We start from the raw sequence: 16060 nt of genomic DNA, 5'->3' as shown, positions 1-16060 counted from the left end.
GATTTTATCGGCGCCCTCTTGTGATCTAGAATCACAAGCATGGCTCGCGATCTCCCGCCCTTTTCCGCGCTTCGGGCCTTTGAAGCCGCGGCACGACATGAAAGCTTCAGCGCCGCAGGCGACGAGCTGCATGTGACTCATGGTGCCATCAGCCGGCAGATCGCCGGCTTCGAGGCGTGGCTCGGCAAGCCGGTGTTCCACCGTTACGGCAAGCGCGTGAAGCTCACCGACGAAGGCCGCCGCTATCTGGACACGGTGCGCGCCGCGTTCGACAGCATCGCGCTCGCGACCGAGCAGCTACGCAACACGGGCGCCGCGCGCGTGCTGCGCATCAACGCGCTGCCGACCTTCGCGATGAAATGGCTGCTGCCGCGTCTGTCGCGGTTTCAGCGCGACGTGCCGAACGTCGAGCTGAAGCTGTCGACGTCGAACGCGCCGCTCGACGCGCTGGACGGCTTCGACGTCGCGATCCGCCGCGGCCCCGGCCACTGGCCGAACGGCACGAGCGGCCACTTTCTCGACGAAAGCGTGATTCCGGTGTGCAGCCCCGCGCTGCTCAGGCGTGCGCCGATCACGCGCGCGGACGATCTCGCGCGGCATGTGCTGCTGCATTCGGATACGCGGCCGGAAGGCTGGCGCGACTGGTTCGCGGCGGCCGGCGTGACGATGAAGGCGCGCAAGCGGCAGTCGTTCGACCACTTCTATCTCGCGCTGCAGGCGGCCGTCGACGGCCTGGGCGTCGCGCTCGGCCCGCTGCCGCTGATCGACGACGAACTCGCGAGCGGCCGGCTCGTGATGCCGCTGGACGGGCCGCGCATCGCGACGCGCAGCTACTGGTGGATCACGCGGCACGCGCCGGCCGACGATCCGCTGGTCGCGCAGTTCTGCGCGTGGCTGCAGGCGCAGGCGAACACCGGCGCGTGATGCGGCGGTGAACGCGGTGAACGAGGTGAACGGGGTAGACGCGGCGGTGCGGCGGTGCGGCGGTGCGGCGATGTGGCGGTGCGGCGGTGCGGCGATGTGGCGATGTGGCGATGTGGCGGCGGACGCGGCGGACAACGCGCCGCCGTCACTGCCTGGCGCTGCCACACCGCCCGCCGTTCGGTCAGACGACCGGCCCCGGCTCCTTTTCCTTGCGCAGGATCGCGTACAGCAGGATTGCGCCGAACGTCGCGGTGCCGATCCCGCCGAGCCCGAAGCCGCCGATCTTCAGCGAGAAGTCGCCGGCGCCGAGCACCAGCGTGACGGCCGCGACGATCAGGTTGCGGTTGTCCGAGAAGTCGACCTTGTTGACGACCCAGATCCGCGCGCCCGTGACCGCGATCAGCCCGAACACGACGATCGACACGCCGCCGAGCACGGGGCCGGGAATCGTCTGGATCACCGCGCCGAACTTCGGCGAGAAGCCGAGCGCGATCGCGATCAGCGCGGCGACCACGAACACGAGCGTCGAGTAGATCCGCGTGACGGCCATCACGCCGATGTTTTCCGCATAGGTCGTGACGCCGGTGCCGCCGACGCCGCCGGACACGATCGTCGCGAGCCCGTCGCCGATGAACGCGCGGCCGACGTAGCGGTCGAGGTTGTGGCCCGTCATCGCGCTGACCGCCTTGATGTGGCCGAGGTTCTCCGCGACCAGGATCACGGCGACCGGCGCGAGCATCAGCATCGCGTGCGGATCGAACACCGGTGTGCGGAACGTCGGCACGCCGAACCACGCGGCATGCGCGACGATCGCGAAGTCGATCGGCTTGCCGAGCCCGAGCCCGTTCGTCGCGACCGCATAGATCGCATACGCGATCGCGAGGCCGACGAGGATCAGCAGCCGCTGCATCGTCCCGCGCGCGAACACCGCGACGCCGCCCACGCACAGCACGGTGACGAGCGCCATCGCCGAATCGAACGTCGACGCCGACACGCCCTTCACCGCGATCGGCGCGAGGTTCAGCCCGATCACCGCGACCACTGCGCCGGTGACGACGGGCGGCATCAGCGTCTCGATCCAGCGCGTGCCGATCGCCGATACGAGGGCGCCGAGCGCGACGTACACGACGCCGCACGCGACGATCCCGCCGAGCGCGACCGGGATGTTCGGATTCGGGCCGCTGCCGCCGTAGCCGGTCACCGCGATCACGAGGCCGATGAACGCGAAGCTCGAGCCGAGGTAGCTCGGCACGCGGCCGCCGACCAGCGCGAAGAACAGCAGCGTGCCGATGCCGGACATGAAGATGCACAGGTTCGGATCGAAGCCCATCAGCAGCGGCGCGAGCACGGTCGAGCCGAACATCGCGACCACGTGCTGCACGCCCATCGCGATCATCTGCGGCCACGGCAGGCGCTCGTCGGGGCCGACTACGCGCGATGCCGCGCCGGCCGGTTGCACCCGCCAGCGCGGGAAGTAGGAATCGGACATGGGGAAAGGGCTCCTGTCGGTCGCCGGCGGCAGAGGGTGCGCCGGCCTGCAAACTGGCGCGAGTTTACGGAGCGGAAATGGGGCTGGCAAGCGCGGGCGCGCTGCGGCGCCGCGATGAAGACCGCCGCGCGCGGCCGTCCCGGCATTGCGTGCGGCGTGGGGAGCCAGGAGCTACGGGTTGCGGGCTGCATGCCGCGCCGCAACCGCCGGCCCCGTCCGAACCGACCGCGGCGCCGCGCGATGCAAGCGAACGCTCACGTCGCGTCGGCGCCGCGTACACGCCGGACCCGGCCGTTACGGGTTGATGTACTGGAACAGCGACAGGTTCTGCAGCTGCACGTACGCCTTCTGTGCACCCGTCAGCGCGTTCTGCACCTGCAGGTACTGGCTGATCGTCGAGACCATGTTCGTGCTGGTGAGGTCGGTCAGGTTGCTGGTGGTCTGCAGCGAGTTGGTCTGGTTGACCGCCTGCATCGCCTTCACTTCCTGCTCGCGGCCGCCGACCGACGCCTGGATCGTCGTCACGTTGCGCATCGTGTTGCCGAGCTTCGTCGAGCCGGTCATCAGCGCGTTCGTCAGCGCGGCGGACGCGACCGGATTCGCGGTCACCGGCGTCTTCAGCGCGGCGATCATCGAGTCGAGCGTCGAGAACACGTCCGCGCCGCCACTCGCCTGCGGACCCGGCGCGACGGAGAACGTGTCGCCGGCCGCCGGCGTGCCCGACACCGCGACCGTCATCCCGCTGCCGAGCGCGATCGCGGAGCCGGCCGTGTAGGCCTGCGCGGGCGTCGTGGTCGGCGGCGTCGCCGAGTTGTCGGTAACCGTGTAGGTCGGCGCGGCGGGCGTGCCGCCGAACGTGATCGTGAACTGGTGCGCGTTCGTCGCGACCGACGGCGTCGTCACCGTGACCGCGCCGATCGTGCCGGTACCCGTGTTCGCCGCGCCGGCCGCCGGCACCGGCGCGCTGCCGAGCGACGGTACCGACATGAACACGGCCGCGCCCGTGTCGCCCTGCGACACGGTGCTCGTATCCGAGATCTGCACGTTGCGCGTGCCCGAATCGCCGATGTAGCTGACGCTGCCGTTCGCGCTCGTCGTAAACGGCGCCGTCGAGTTGTTCAGCCCGGCGAACAGGTAGTTGCCGGCGCCGTCGTTCGAGTTGCCGAGCGTCATCAGCTGGTCGCGGTAGCCCTGCAGCTGCGTCGCGAGCGCCGAGCGGTCGCTGTCGGACAGCGAACCGTCGCCCGCGCGCACCACCAGCGTCTGCACGCTCGTCAGCACGCTGCTCACGCTCTGCAGCGCCTGATCCTCGGCCTGCAGCGACGTGAGCGCCGCATTCTGGTTGGTCGCGTACTGCGACAGCGTCGCCGACGTCATCGACAGCTGCACGGCCTGCGCGGCGCCGACCGGATTGTCGGCCGGCGTCTGCAGGCTCACGCCGCTCGAGATCTGCTGATACAGCTGCGCGAGCTGCGCCTGCTGATCGTTCATCTGCGCGACGTTCATCTGGAAGAACTGGGCGCTGGAAATCCGCATCGCTTCTATCCCCTGGAATTCGTTCAGCCGAACAGGCCGAGCACGGTCTGGAACAGCGTCGCCGCCGTCTGGATCACCTTCGCGTTCGCCTGGTAGTACTGCTGGTACTGCATCAGGTTCGCCGCTTCCTCGTTCTGGTTCACGCCCGACACCGACTGCTGGGCGGTCGTGATCTGGCCGACGAGCGCGGTCTGCGCGGCGCTCGACGACTTCAGCTGGCTCGCCGTGTTGCCGACGCCGTTCACGTAGCTCGCATACGCGCCGGTGAGCGTCGTCGTGCCGCCGCCGAGCGACTTCGCGTTGACGAGCTGCGACAGCGCGAGCGCGTTCGAGCCGTCGCTGGTGCCGCCCGCATACGGCCCGATCGTGAACGAGTCGCCGTTCGACGGCGTGCCCGACAGCGTGACGGTCACGCCGTTCATCGTGCCCGACATCGTCATCTTCGCGCCCGCCGTCGGGTCGTACGGCACCGGATCGGTCGGGTTGCTGATCGTCACCGTCGTCGGCGGCGTGCCGGCGATCGTCACCGTCGTGCCGGCCGGAAAGCCGGACAGCGTCTTGGTGGCCGCGTCGTAGGTGAGTTTCGTCGTCGGAATCTGGTAGCCGGCCGTCACGCCGCCCTGCACGATCTTGCCGGTGCCGAGGTTCGTGCCCGACGCCGATACGACGACGGGCGACGCCGCCGCGATCGCCGAGCCGCTCGTCGTCGCGAGGCCGAAGCCGCTCAGCGCGCCGCGCGTCGGCAGCACGGCGAACTGATCGCCGGGTTGCATCGAGCCGGACGAGAAGGAGAAATTCAGCCCGCCGATCGAACCGGGCATCGCCGTCGACGTGCCGATCACCGCGCCGCTCGTGCGGTCCGCGAGCGTGTAGTTCGTGCCGTCGAACGACAGCGTGTAATCGCTCGTCGGCGGCTTCGTCGCGTCGGCGAACGACACCGCGAGCACCGCGTTGCCGGTGTTCCCCTGCTTCGCGTAGGTAGCCGGCGCAGGCGTCGTGAACAGGCTGCCGCCCGGCTGGCCGGCCAGATCGATGCCGAGCCCGTTCTGCGCATTGACCTGCGCGGCGAAGCTGACCGCGATCGCGCCGAGCTGCGCCTGCGCCGGGTCGAGCGTCTGGCTGCGGAACGCGAGCAGCCCGCCGAGCGTGCCACCCGACAGCGACGCATCGGGCAGCGTCTGGTTCGGCCCCGGCGGGTTCGCGCCGGCGATGCCCTGCGACACGACGGTCAGCTCGCTCGGATCGGACGACGACGTGACGGTCGCGAGCTGGTAGCTCTTGTCCGCGACGACGAGCGGCTGGCCGCCCGCGAGAAACACGCTGTAGCCGTCGTCGTTGCGCACGACCTGCACGCCGGCGAGGCTCGACAGGTTCGACACCGCGAGATCGCGCTGGTCCATCAGCTGGTTCGGCGGCTGCCCCTGGCTGCTCGCCGCCTTGATCTGCTGGTTCAGCTGCGCGATCTGCGCGGTGTACGTGTTGATCTGCGATACGGTGTTCGTCAGCTGCGTGTTCACGCTCTGGCGCAGCGCGTCGTACTGCTGGCCGGCCGCGTTCAGCTGGTCGGCGAGGATCTGGCCGTTGCTGATCGCCGTCTGCCGCACCGACGGATCGGACGCGTTGTTCGCGACGTTCTGCAGCCCGGTGAAGTAATTCGTGATCGCGGTCGAAATACCGGCCGTCGGGCTGCCGATGTAGTTGTTCAGCTGCGCGACGAGCGAATACCACGTGGACAGCGCGCCGCCCTGCGACTGCGCGCCGTTCAGCTGGTCGCTCAGGTACTGGCTGTACTGCCGCTGCACGGTGACGGTGTTGACGCCCTGCGGCAGGTAGCCGCTCGACGTGTACTGGCCGCTCGCTTCCGCGAAGACGGGACGCTCGACCGAGTAGCCGGGCGTCGCGGCGTTGCTGATGTTCTGACCGGTCGTCGTGAGGCCCCAGAGCGCGGCATTGAGGCCGCTGACGCCGAGGTTCATGAGAGTGTTGGACATGCGCGATCCTGATGAGCCGGCCGCGCTGCGGCCGCCGGGTTGCGTGACTCCCGGTATAACGGCCGCGGATCGGAAAAATTGAGGGAAAAAAGCGCGCTACGCGCGCGCGAGCGAGCGGCGTTTCATCTCGAGCTGCGTGATCAGCCGCTGCAGCGTGTTTTCGGCGCTGCCGGGCAGCGACATGAAGCGAAAGCCGAGCTGATAGCGCCGCGACCCGTTCGGCATCTGCGTCGCCCGCTGCGACACGAGCTGCAGATCGAGCGACAGCTTGCCGTGGCCGGTCAGTTCCAGTTCGGCGCCGGGCAGCAGCGTGCCGATCTCGAGCGCTGCGACGCGCTCGTCCGCGGTGCGCAGCCCGACGCCGCCGAGCGACAGGTTGTGCACTTCGAACACGAAGCGCTCGCCGTCGGGCAGCTCGCCGCGGCACAGGAACGGATCGACGACCGGCGCGTCGACGCGGAAATATTCGCGGCGCTGGATGCAGACGAGCACGTCGGGGAAATCGGCGACGAACGCCGGCAGCCCCTCGTAGCGCGTCTCGCGCGGCGTGCCGGTCGTGAATTCGACGCGCACGCCTTCGGGCGCGGCCGAAAACGTGCAGTGCGACGCGCCGAGGATGTCCGCGTTCTGCTCGGACAGCGCGCCCCAGTCGAACGTGAACGTGCGCGCGCCGACGTCGACTTCGAGCAGCCGCGTGACGAGTTGCCCGCCCGGATACTGGACGGTCAGGAAATCGCCGCGGTTCACGAGGTTGCGCAACTGCACGCCGATCTCAAGCGGATTGCGGCGGGCAAAGTCGGGCCCGGAATGGCCTGCCTCCTGGCTGAGGTCCGTCGACGTTTCGATATTCATGGCTAGCCGGTCTGTTCTTGTCATGGGCGCCCGGGGCGTCCGGTACGCAATAAAAACCGGGCCAAAACACGGACCCGGTCGCAGGTCTCTCACACTTAGCGGCACTGCTGACCGAAAGTTTAGATCGATTTCGCGATTTTTTTTGCGCAAACGTTGAAACCGCGCGCGGCGGGCGGCCGGGCGCGGTCCGGAAGGGGCGGGAAAGCGGGCGGCGCGCCCGTCAGCCGATCTGCTGCATGATCGAGATCAATTTTTTCGCGTAATTCGGGTCGGTTGCGTAACCGGCCTTCTGCATCCCGTGCGCGAACCCTTCGACGCTGCGGCTCGCGCTCAGCACGCCCGCGTAGCGCGGATTGTTCTTCAGCAGGCTCGCGTAGTCGGTCATCGCGTGCTCGTACGAATCGTACGCGCGGAATTTCGCGACGACGCGCCGCGGCGTGCCGTTCACGTACTCGGTCGTCATCGCCGACACGGTACGCCCGGTCCAGCTCTTGTTCGCCTTGATGCCGAACACGTTGTAGCTCGTCGAGCCGTCGGCCGCGCGGATCTCGCGCTTGCCCCAGCCCGATTCGAGCGCGGCCTGGCCGACGATGAAGCGTGCGGGAATGCCGGTCGCCGCGCTCGCCGCCTGCGCGGGGCCGGCGAGCCGGTCGACGAACGCATCGGCGTCGGGCGCGCCGCTCGCGCCTTTCAGCGGCGGCGTGAGCGCGCTGCCGGCCGAATAGCCGCGCGCGCCGCCGAGCGCGCCGTTGTTGCCGGCCGCGTTCGCGTACGCCTTCGCCATCGCGTTCATCGCCGCGAGGCCGCCTTCGTTGCCGGACGTGCCGAGGCCCGCCGCGCCGAGTTCGGCCGCCGTGTCGGCGCCGGCGCCCTGGCCCGCATTGCGCATCAGCTGCTTCATCAATGCGTCGGCGACGCCGATCCCGCGCCGCGACATCTGCTGCGCGAGCTGCTGATCGAGCATCGACGTGTACATCTTCGACGTGTGCGAATCGAACAGCCCGCCGTCCGGCGACGCATCGCGCATGCTCTTGAGCATCATCTGCGTGAACATCGCGTCGAACTGGCCGGCGACGAGCTTCGCGCCCGCCTGCGGCGACTGCTTCACCTGCGCGCGCAGCGCGTCGAAACCCTGCACGTCGAGCGCGAAGCGCTGGGTCAGGTCGTTCGCGTTGTTGACGTTCGCCATCAGATGATCTCCAGGTCCGCGCGCAGCGCGCCGGCCGCCTTCATCGCCTGCAGGATCGACATCAGGTCCGCCGGCGTCGCGCCGAGCGTGTTCAGCGCCTTCACGACGTCGGCCAGGTTCGCGCCGGCCGTCACCATCTTCAGCGCGCCGTTGTCCTGCTTCAGCTGGATCTGCGACTGCTGGGCGACCACCGTCTGCCCGTTCGAGAACGGTCCCGGCTGCGATACCACCGGCTGCGTGTTGACGACGACCGACAGATTGCCGTGCGCGACCGCGCAGCTCTGCAGCGTGACCATCTGGTTCATCACGATCGAGCCCGTGCGCGCGTTCAGGATCACCTTGGCGGCGGCCTTGTCCGGGCTCACGTCGAGATTCTGCAGGCGCGCCATGAACGCGACCTGCTGCGCGGAATCGGCGGGCGCGGCGAGCTGGATCGTGCGGCCGTCGAGCGCGGTCGCGGTGCCGGGGCCGAAGCTCGCGTTCACCGCGGACACGATCCGCTGCGCGGTGCCGTAGTCCATGTCGTTCAGCTGCAGCTGCAGCATCCCGTTCATCTGCGCGACCGCGTTCGGCACCGCGCGCTCGACGATCGCGCCGCCGACGATCCGGCCGGCCGCCAGCTGGTTCACCTGCACGCGGCTGCCGTTCGCGCTCGCGCCGGCCCCGCCGACCGCCATGTTGCCCTGCGCGAGCGCATACACCTGCCCGTCCGCGCCTTTCAGCGGCGTGAGCAGCAGCGTGCCGCCGCGCAGGCTCTTCGCGTTGCCGAGCGACGATACCGTCACGTCGAGCGCTTCGCCGGGCCGCGCGAACGGTGGCAGCGTCGCGGTCACCATCACGGCCGCGACGTTCTTCAGCTGCATGTTGTTCAGCGAGGACGAGCCGCCGTTGGCCGACCCGTTGTTGATCGAGATGCCGAGGTTCGCGAGCATGTTCGCGAGCGTCTGCGTCGTGAACGGCGTCTGCATCGTCTGGTCGCCGGTGCCGTCGAGGCCGACGACGAGGCCGTAGCCGATCAGCGGGTTGTCGCGCACGCCCTGGATCTGCGCGAGGTCCTTCAGGCGCTCCGCGTGCGCGGGCGCCGCGCCGGTCATGCAGGCCGCGGCCACGGCCGCGAGCGCGGCGGCGATCCGCACGGCGGCATGCGCGCGGGACGACAGGCGGCGAAGTACGGTGTCGTGCATCGTCGTCACCACGGCGCGATGTTGAGGAAGAAGCGCTGCAGCCAGCCCATCGTCTCGGCTTCGTTGATGTAGCCCTTCGCCGAGTATTCGATCCGCGCGTCGGCGACCTGCGTCGAGTAGACCGAGTTCGAACCCGAGATCGTGTTCGGATTGACGACGCCCGAGAAGCGCACGAATTCGTTGCCCTGGTTGATCAGCATCTGCTTCTCGCCGCTGACGACGAGGTTGCCGTTCGGCAGCACGTTCGTCACGGTCACGGTGATCGTGCCGTTGAACGTGTTCGCCGCGCTCGCGCCGCCGGTCGCCGCGAACTTGTTGTTGCCCGTGGCCGACAGGTTCGCCTTCGCGAACAGCCCGCCGAGAAAACCGGCCGTCGGCACGTTGAAGTCGGTGTTGCCCTGCCGGTTCGTGTTCGCGCCCGACGACTTCGTCGCGTTGATGTTCTCCGCGATCACGATCGTCAGGATGTCGCCGATGTTGCGCGGCCGCTGATCCTCGAACAGCGGCCGGCCCGCGTAGCCGGGGTTGTAGATCGAGCCGGGCGCCTGCATCGACATCGGCAGCGGCGGCTGCGCGGTCATCGGCTGCTGGATGATCGGCTCGCGCGGAATCTGCGCGCAGCCGGCGACGGCGCCCAGCGCGACGAGCGCCGCGGCGAGCGTGCCGGCCGGCGCACGGCGGCGGCTCGGGTACGGCGAAACGGAACGGACGACCTGCTTCATGGCAACGAATTTCCGGCGGATCAGCGCGACATCTGCGTGACGGTCTGCAGCATCTGGTCGGATGTCGTCACGGCCTTGCTGTTGATCTCGTACGCGCGCTGCGTCTGGATCATGTTGACGAGCTCCTGCACGACGTTCACGTTCGACGCCTCGACGTAGCCCTGATTGAGCGTGCCCGCGCCGTTCAGCCCCGGCTGCGACACGTTCGGCGCGCCCGACGACGTCGTCTCCGCGAACAGGTTCTCGCCCTTCGCCTCGAGGCCGGCCGGGTTGATGAACGTCGCGATCTGCAGCGAGCCGATCTGCACCGCGTTGTTCGAGCCCGGCTGCGTGACGGACACGACGCCGTCCTTGCCGATCGTCAGCGACGTCGCGTTCTGCGGGACGGTGATCGCCGGCAGGATCTGGTAGCCGCTCGATGTGACGAGCTGACCCTGCGCGTTGGTCTGGAACGAGCCGTCGCGCGTGTACGCGTTCGTGCCGTCCGGCATCAGCACCTGGAAGAAGCCGGCGCCGTTGATCGCGACGTCCTTCGAGTTGCCGGTCTGCGTGAGGCCGCCCTGCGTGTACAGGCGCTCGGTCGCGACCTGCTGCACGCCGGTGCCGAGCTGCAGCCCCGACGGCAGCTCGGTCTGCTGCGTCGAGTTCGCACCGGGCTGGCGGATCGTCTGGTACAGCAGATCCTCGAACACCGCGCGCGATGCCTTGAAGCCGTTCGTGCTGGTGTTCGCGAGGTTGTTCGAGATCACGTCCATCTGCGCCTGCTGCGCATTCATGCCGGTGGCGGCGATGTAGAGCGATCGGTTCATGTTGAATCTTCTCCTGGTAGCGAGGGCCGGGCCGCTCAGCTGAAGTTGAGCAGCTGGTTCGCCGACTGTTCGTTCTGGTCCGCGGTCTCGATCAGCTTCGACTGAAGCTGGAACGCACGCGCGTTGTCGATCATCGACACCATCGCGTTCACCGGATTCACGTTGCTGCCTTCGAGCGAATTCGGCACGACGACGACGTTCGGATCGGCGTCGGCCGGATTGCCGTCGGCGGTGCGGAACAGCCCGTCGTTGCCGCGCGTGAGCGTCGCCGGATCGGGATTGACGAGCTTCAGCTGATCGACGATCGCGACCGCGGTCGGCGGATCGCCTGGCATCAGCGCGGACACCGTGCCGTCCTTGCCGATCGTCACTTCCGCGTTCGGCGGCACGGAGATCGGGCCGCCGTTGCCGACCACCGGCAGGTTGCTCGCGTTCACGAGCTGCCCGTTCTGGTCGACGTGCAGGTTGCCGGCGCGCGTGTACGCCTCGCCGCCGTCGGGCAGCTGCACGGACAGCCAGCCCGGCCCCTGCACCGCGACGTCGAGCGGATTGCCGGTGCGCGAGATCGGCCCCGGCGCGAAATCCGCGCCGGGCGTCGACGCGAGCACGTACGTGCGCGTCGTCGCCGGATCGACCGTGCTGCCGTCGCCGAAATTCATCGGCACCGCGCGGTAGGTCGCGAGCTGCGCGCGAAAGCCCGTCGTCGACGCGTTCGCGAGGTTGTTCGCGACGATCGCCTGCTGGTCGAGCGACTGCGACGCGCCCGTCATCGCCGTGTAGATCAGTCGGTCCATGGCTGCCCGTTATCCGCGCATTACAGGTTGATCAGCGTCTGGTCGACGGTCTGCTGCGTCTTGATCGTCTGCGCGTTCGCCTGGTAGTTGCGCTGCGCGGTGATCAGGTTCACGAGCTGCGACGTGAGGTCGACGTTCGAGTTCTCCAGCGCGCTGCCCTGCAGCGTGCCGTGGTTCGTGCTGCCCGGCGCGGAGATCTGCGGAACGCCCGACGCGGCCGTCTCGACGAACTGGTTGCCGCCGATCGCGACGAGCCCGTTCGGGTTGTTGAAGTTCGCGATCGCGATCTGGCCAAGCACGGCGGTCTGCCCGTTCGAGTAGTTGCCGGTCAGCTTGCCGTCCGCGCCGATCGTGTACGTCGTCAGCGTGCCGCTCGCATAGCCGTTCTGCGCGAGGTTGTTCACGCCGTCCTTGCCGCCGTACTGCGTGGTGCCGGTCAGGTCGAGCGTCAGGCTCTGCGGCGTCGCCGAGCCGTCCGTGTTCGGGACCGTGAACTGGAACTGGCCGAGCGTCGTCGTCGGCGTGGTCGAGCCCGGCAGCGTCGTGCCCGAGATCGCGCCCGACGTGTCGAACGTGATCGTGCCGAGGTCGGTCGCCGTGCCGCCCTGCACGCCCGCGTACGCTTCCCACGTGCCGGCCGCCGACTTCACGAAGTACATGTTGACCGCCTGCGAGCCGCCGAGCGAGTCGTACACCTGGATCGACGTCGAGTAGTTGTACGTCGTGTTGTCGGTCGGGTCGAACGGCGTCTTGGTCGGCACCTTGTCCTGCGAGTTCAGGTTGAACTGGCCGGTGATCTTGGTCGTCGCGGTCGGTGCGATGTTGGTGGTCGGCGCCTGCAGCGGCACGGTCTGCGCGGTGTTGATCACGCCGTTCGCGCCGGCTGCGTAGCCCATCAGGTTCATGCCCTGCGAGTTGACGATGTAGCCGTTCTTGTCGCGCTGGAACGTACCGTCGCGCGTGTACGTGATCACGCCGTTGTTCGACATCTGGAAGAAGCCGTTGCCGTTGATCGCGACATCGAGCGACGAGTTCGTCGTGTTGATCGTGCCCTGCGCGAACTGCTGCTGCACCGACGCGAGCGTCGTGCCGATCCCGATCTGCGTGTTCACCGACGTCGCGATCGAATTCGCATACATGTCGGAGAACTGCGCGGTGCTCGACTTGAAGCCGACCGTATTCGCGTTCGCGATGTTGTTGCCGATCACGTCGAGCGCGCTGGATGCGCCCGCGAGGCCGCTCAGACCCTGTTGATAACCCATTTCGGTCTCCGTTTCGAGAAAGCTGGATCAGTTGGTGGTGGTGCCGCCGGACGTCGCGGTGTTCGGGAAGATCGACGCGACCTGGGTGAGCCCCACCGTCGTGCCGTTCGACAGCACGAGCCCCGCCGTGCCGTCTGCCTGCTTGATCACGCTCTGGACTTGCGCGGCCGCGAGCACGGTCGGCGCATACGTCTTGCCGTCGCTGCCCGTGTACTGCGCGCTGACCGTGTACTTGCCGTCGGGCAGCGTGTTGCCGGCCGCGTCGGTCGGCGTCCAGTTGAACGGCACGGTGCCGGCCGACTGCTTGCCCGCGTTGATCGTGTTGACCACGACGCCCGCGTCGTTCTTCACGGTGATCGTCAGGTTCGACACGTCGTTCGGCAGCGACACGCCGAACGGCGACGCCGCACCGCCCTTCACCGCGACGCCGTTGCCCGGCGCGAGCACGTTCGAGCCGATCAGCAGCGCGGCCTGCGTCTGCTGGCCGGCCGCGAGCTGGGTCGACAGCGACGTGAGCGACGTGTTCAGCTGCGCGATGCCGCTCACCGTGTTGATCTGCGCGAGCTGCGACGTCATCTGCGAGCTGTCGACCGGGCTCGTCGGATCCTGGTTCTGCAGCTGCGTGACGAGCAGCTTCAGGAACGTCGCCTGCAGGTCGCTCGCCGACGTGCCGTTGGTCGACACGTTGTTGGTGTTCATCGTGTCGGTCGGCAGCGTCGATACGTTCGTGCCGTTGCCGCCGATCGTCGTGTTGGTGGATGTCATCCTGTCTGGCCTTGTGTCGGGACTGTCGGAACTGTCGGGTCGATGGGAGCGATCGGCGCGCGGCTCACGAGCCGATCGTCAGCGTCTTCAGCATCAGCTGCTTCGCGGTGTTCAGCGTCTCGACGTTGGCTTGGTACGAGCGCGACGCCGAGATCATGTTCACCATCTCCTGCACGGGATCGACGTTCGGCATCTGCACGTAGCCGTTCTCGTCGGCGGCCGGATTCGCCGGGTCGTACGTCGACTTCATCGGCGACGGATCGTCGATCACCTTGGTCACGCGCACGCCGCCGACGCCCTGGCCCGACGCGGTGCGCGCGCCGCCCATCGGATCGGTCGCGAACACGACCTGCTTGGCCTTGTACGGCTTGCCGTCGGGGCCGGTCGCGCTGTCCGCGTTCGCGAGGTTCGACGCGGTGACGTTCAGGCGCTGCGATTGCGCGGACAGCGCCGAACCGGCGACGCCGAAGATGTTCATCAACGAAGGCATGGAGGCTCCTTGTGCGGGTCCGAAAGCGGTACGCGCTTATGCGTTGTTCGTCGTGATCGCGGCGATCATCGCCTTGATCTGCTGGGTCATCACGGTCATCCCGGTTTCGTAGTGCAGCGCGTTGTTCGCGAACTGCACGCGCTCGACGTCGAGGTCGACGGTGTTGCCGTCGAGCGACGGCTGCAGCGGCATCCGGTATTGCGCGCGACCGTAATCGTCGGCCGGGCCGCCGGTCGGGATCAGCTTCACCGTGCCGGCCATGTGGCCGGGCGCCGTCGATGCCATCGTCATGCCGCTCGTCACGCCGGCCGGCTGCGTCATCGGCAGCTGCGCGGCGTTGCTCGGCGCGAGCCCGCCGTTCGCCTGCTTCAGCGAACGCGCGAGCGTCGACGCGAAATCGACGTCGCGGGCGCGGTAGCCGGGCGTGTCGGCGTTCGCGATGTTCGACGACAGCAGTTCCTGCCGATAGGCGCGCACGTCGAGCGCCTGTCGGCCGAACGCGAATTCGGCATCGAGTTTGTCCAGCATGTGTGCGTCTCTCCGGTTGAAGCGCTGCACGCCCCGTGCGCCGCGCGGCGGCCCAAGAGGCTTTTTTCCATGACAGCGATGGTAGGCGGCGCCCGCAACCGGCAATCGGATGAATAACGCGGCAAAGCCCCCCTCTATTCATCGTTTGCGCGACGGACCGGCTCCCTAGAATGCAAAGCGGATCAACGGATCGGAGACACGGCCATGACGCGCAGCGCACTTCGCGGCGAAACCGGACGGCGCGAACGCACCGGCCGCGCGCTCGCGCTCGTCGCGGCGCTGTGGATCGGCACGCCGGCCGCGCACGCGGACGACGGGATGATCGTGATTCCCGGACGCGGCGAGACGGCCGAAAGCGCGCTCGCGCACGCGAATGCCGCGAGCGGCGGACAGCTCGCGGGGAACGCGGGCGCGGGCGCGGCGCGCGACGTGCAGAACGCGAGCGGTACCGCCGGCGTGGTGCGCGACATGCCGAACGCGAGCGGTGCGGCGACCGCGGCAGCCGGCTCCGGCTCAGGCTTCGCGATGCAGGCGGCTGGCACAACCGCGGCCGCGAACGTGGGTCGACCGACTGCTCGCTATACGGCTGCGGCGCGTGCGAACGACTACACGCGCAACGGCGACGGCACGATGCGCGCCGCCGATCCGGCCGGCGTCGTGACGGTCGCCGCCGGTGCGTCCGCGCCCGCGATGCCCGCGGCGAATGTCGTACGGCAGCCGACGGCGACGCCGGCCGCACGTGGCGCCGCGTCGGCCGCGCCGGCACCGCGCACGTCGGCAGCGACCGCCGATGCGACCGCTTCCACCGCTTCCACCGCTTCCACCGCTTCGACTGCCACTACCGCCGCACCGCAGCCGCCCGGCCAGCAAGACCCCGACACGATCCGCCGTACCGCGCTCGCCTTCCTGCAGCAGCAGATCGCCGGGCTGCCGGGCAAGACGACCGCGACGGTCTCGCCCGCGTTTCCGCGCGGGCTCGCCGCATGCACGACGCTCGAGCCGTTCCTGCCGACCGGCGCGCGCCTGTGGGGCCGCACGACGGTCGGCGTGCGCTGCGCGGGCGCCCGGCCGTGGACGGTCTATCTGCAGGCGAAGGTCGCGGTGCAGGCCACTTACTACGTCGCCGCGCGGCAGATCGCGCCCGGCGAGCCGCTGAGCGCAGCCGATCTCGTCGCGCGCGACGGCGATCTGACGACGCTGCCGGTCGCGGTGATCACCGATCCCGCACAGGCCGTCGGCGCGACCGCGCTCGCACGGATCTCGGCCGGACTGCCGCTGCGGCAGGACATGCTGAAGAGCGCGGCATCGGTGTCGGCGGGCCAGACCGTGCGGGTCGTCGCCGCCGGCGCCGGCTTCACGATCTCGGCCGAAGGCAGCGCGCTCGCGAATGCGGCGCCGGGCCAGTCGGTCCGCGTGCGGATGTCGGCCGGCCAGATCGTCACCGCGATCGTCAAGGACGCCGGCACGGTGGAAATTCCGCTATAGGGACGGATACCGCCGCAAGATTGCAAAGAATTGTTTATTC

Annotated in this window: 15 protein-coding genes; 2 read left to right on the top strand and 13 right to left on the bottom strand. The window is 68.7% G+C overall.

What is annotated here, in order from left to right; all coding sequences use genetic code 11:
- Positions 1-39 precede the first annotated feature (39 nt).
- On the top strand, positions 40-924 hold the full coding sequence (locus BUB20358_RS14320; RefSeq protein ID WP_006763186.1) for a transcriptional regulator GcvA: 885 nt from the start codon (positions 40-42) through the stop codon (positions 922-924).
- Positions 925-1105: 181 nt separating this feature from the next.
- Here BUB20358_RS14320 and BUB20358_RS14315 read toward each other — a convergent pair whose 3' ends face one another.
- From BUB20358_RS14315 to flgB, 13 genes are all read right to left on the bottom strand, one after another.
- Positions 1106-2413, bottom strand: a complete 1308-nt coding sequence (locus BUB20358_RS14315) for a solute carrier family 23 protein (protein WP_006763184.1) — start codon at positions 2411-2413, stop codon at positions 1106-1108.
- 294 nt (positions 2414-2707) lie between these two features.
- Positions 2708-3949: a flagellar hook-associated protein FlgL gene (gene flgL / locus BUB20358_RS14310; RefSeq protein WP_006763183.1), complete on the bottom strand. Its 1242-nt coding sequence runs from the start codon at positions 3947-3949 to the stop codon at positions 2708-2710.
- A 23-nt stretch (positions 3950-3972) separates the two neighbouring features.
- Positions 3973-5940, bottom strand: coding sequence for a flagellar hook-associated protein FlgK (gene flgK, locus BUB20358_RS14305; RefSeq protein WP_006763182.1), 1968 nt, complete (start codon positions 5938-5940; stop codon positions 3973-3975).
- Between the two features lie 96 nt (positions 5941-6036).
- Entirely contained in the window at positions 6037-6792 is a 756-nt protein-coding gene (locus BUB20358_RS14300; RefSeq protein ID WP_035971587.1) for a flagellar brake protein, read from the bottom strand.
- A gap of 220 nt (positions 6793-7012) precedes the next feature.
- A complete protein-coding gene (gene flgJ / locus BUB20358_RS14295; RefSeq protein ID WP_006763180.1) occupies positions 7013-7981 on the bottom strand; it encodes a flagellar assembly peptidoglycan hydrolase FlgJ in 969 nt (322 codons plus the stop codon).
- Positions 7981-9165: a flagellar basal body P-ring protein FlgI gene (locus tag BUB20358_RS14290; RefSeq protein WP_035973243.1), complete on the bottom strand. Its 1185-nt coding sequence runs from the start codon at positions 9163-9165 to the stop codon at positions 7981-7983. Before BUB20358_RS14290 ends, flgJ begins: the two co-directional genes overlap by 1 nt.
- 5 nt (positions 9166-9170) lie before the next feature.
- A complete protein-coding gene (gene flgH / locus BUB20358_RS14285) occupies positions 9171-9887 on the bottom strand; it encodes a flagellar basal body L-ring protein FlgH (protein WP_006763178.1) in 717 nt (238 codons plus the stop codon).
- Positions 9888-9907: 20 nt separating this feature from the next.
- The gene (gene flgG / locus BUB20358_RS14280; RefSeq protein ID WP_006763177.1) at positions 9908-10696 is read right to left on the bottom strand and encodes a flagellar basal-body rod protein FlgG; all 789 of its coding nucleotides are present in this window, start codon (positions 10694-10696) and stop codon (positions 9908-9910) included.
- A gap of 35 nt (positions 10697-10731) precedes the next feature.
- The gene (gene flgF, locus BUB20358_RS14275) at positions 10732-11490 is read right to left on the bottom strand and encodes a flagellar basal-body rod protein FlgF (RefSeq protein ID WP_006763176.1); all 759 of its coding nucleotides are present in this window, start codon (positions 11488-11490) and stop codon (positions 10732-10734) included.
- 20 nt (positions 11491-11510) lie between these two features.
- Positions 11511-12752, bottom strand: coding sequence for a flagellar hook protein FlgE (flgE, locus tag BUB20358_RS14270; RefSeq protein ID WP_006763175.1), 1242 nt, complete (start codon positions 12750-12752; stop codon positions 11511-11513).
- 27 nt (positions 12753-12779) lie between these two features.
- Positions 12780-13517, bottom strand: a complete 738-nt coding sequence (locus BUB20358_RS14265; RefSeq protein WP_006763174.1) for a flagellar hook assembly protein FlgD — start codon at positions 13515-13517, stop codon at positions 12780-12782.
- Positions 13518-13581: 64 nt separating this feature from the next.
- Entirely contained in the window at positions 13582-14007 is a 426-nt protein-coding gene (gene flgC, locus BUB20358_RS14260) for a flagellar basal body rod protein FlgC (RefSeq protein WP_006763173.1), read from the bottom strand.
- Between the two features lie 36 nt (positions 14008-14043).
- On the bottom strand, positions 14044-14535 hold the full coding sequence (flgB, locus tag BUB20358_RS14255) for a flagellar basal body rod protein FlgB (RefSeq protein WP_035971585.1): 492 nt from the start codon (positions 14533-14535) through the stop codon (positions 14044-14046).
- A 204-nt stretch (positions 14536-14739) separates the two neighbouring features.
- Between flgB and flgA the strand changes: the two genes are divergently transcribed.
- Positions 14740-16020, top strand: coding sequence for a flagellar basal body P-ring formation chaperone FlgA (flgA, locus tag BUB20358_RS14250; RefSeq protein WP_035971584.1), 1281 nt, complete (start codon positions 14740-14742; stop codon positions 16018-16020).
- The last annotated feature ends 40 nt before the right edge of the window (positions 16021-16060 follow it).

The sequence above is a fragment of the Burkholderia dolosa genome (genome assembly GCF_902499135.1).
GTDB lineage: Bacteria > Pseudomonadota > Gammaproteobacteria > Burkholderiales > Burkholderiaceae > Burkholderia > Burkholderia dolosa.
Note: the sequence above shows the minus strand (reverse complement) of the source record. Positions and strands in the feature narration are given on the sequence as shown.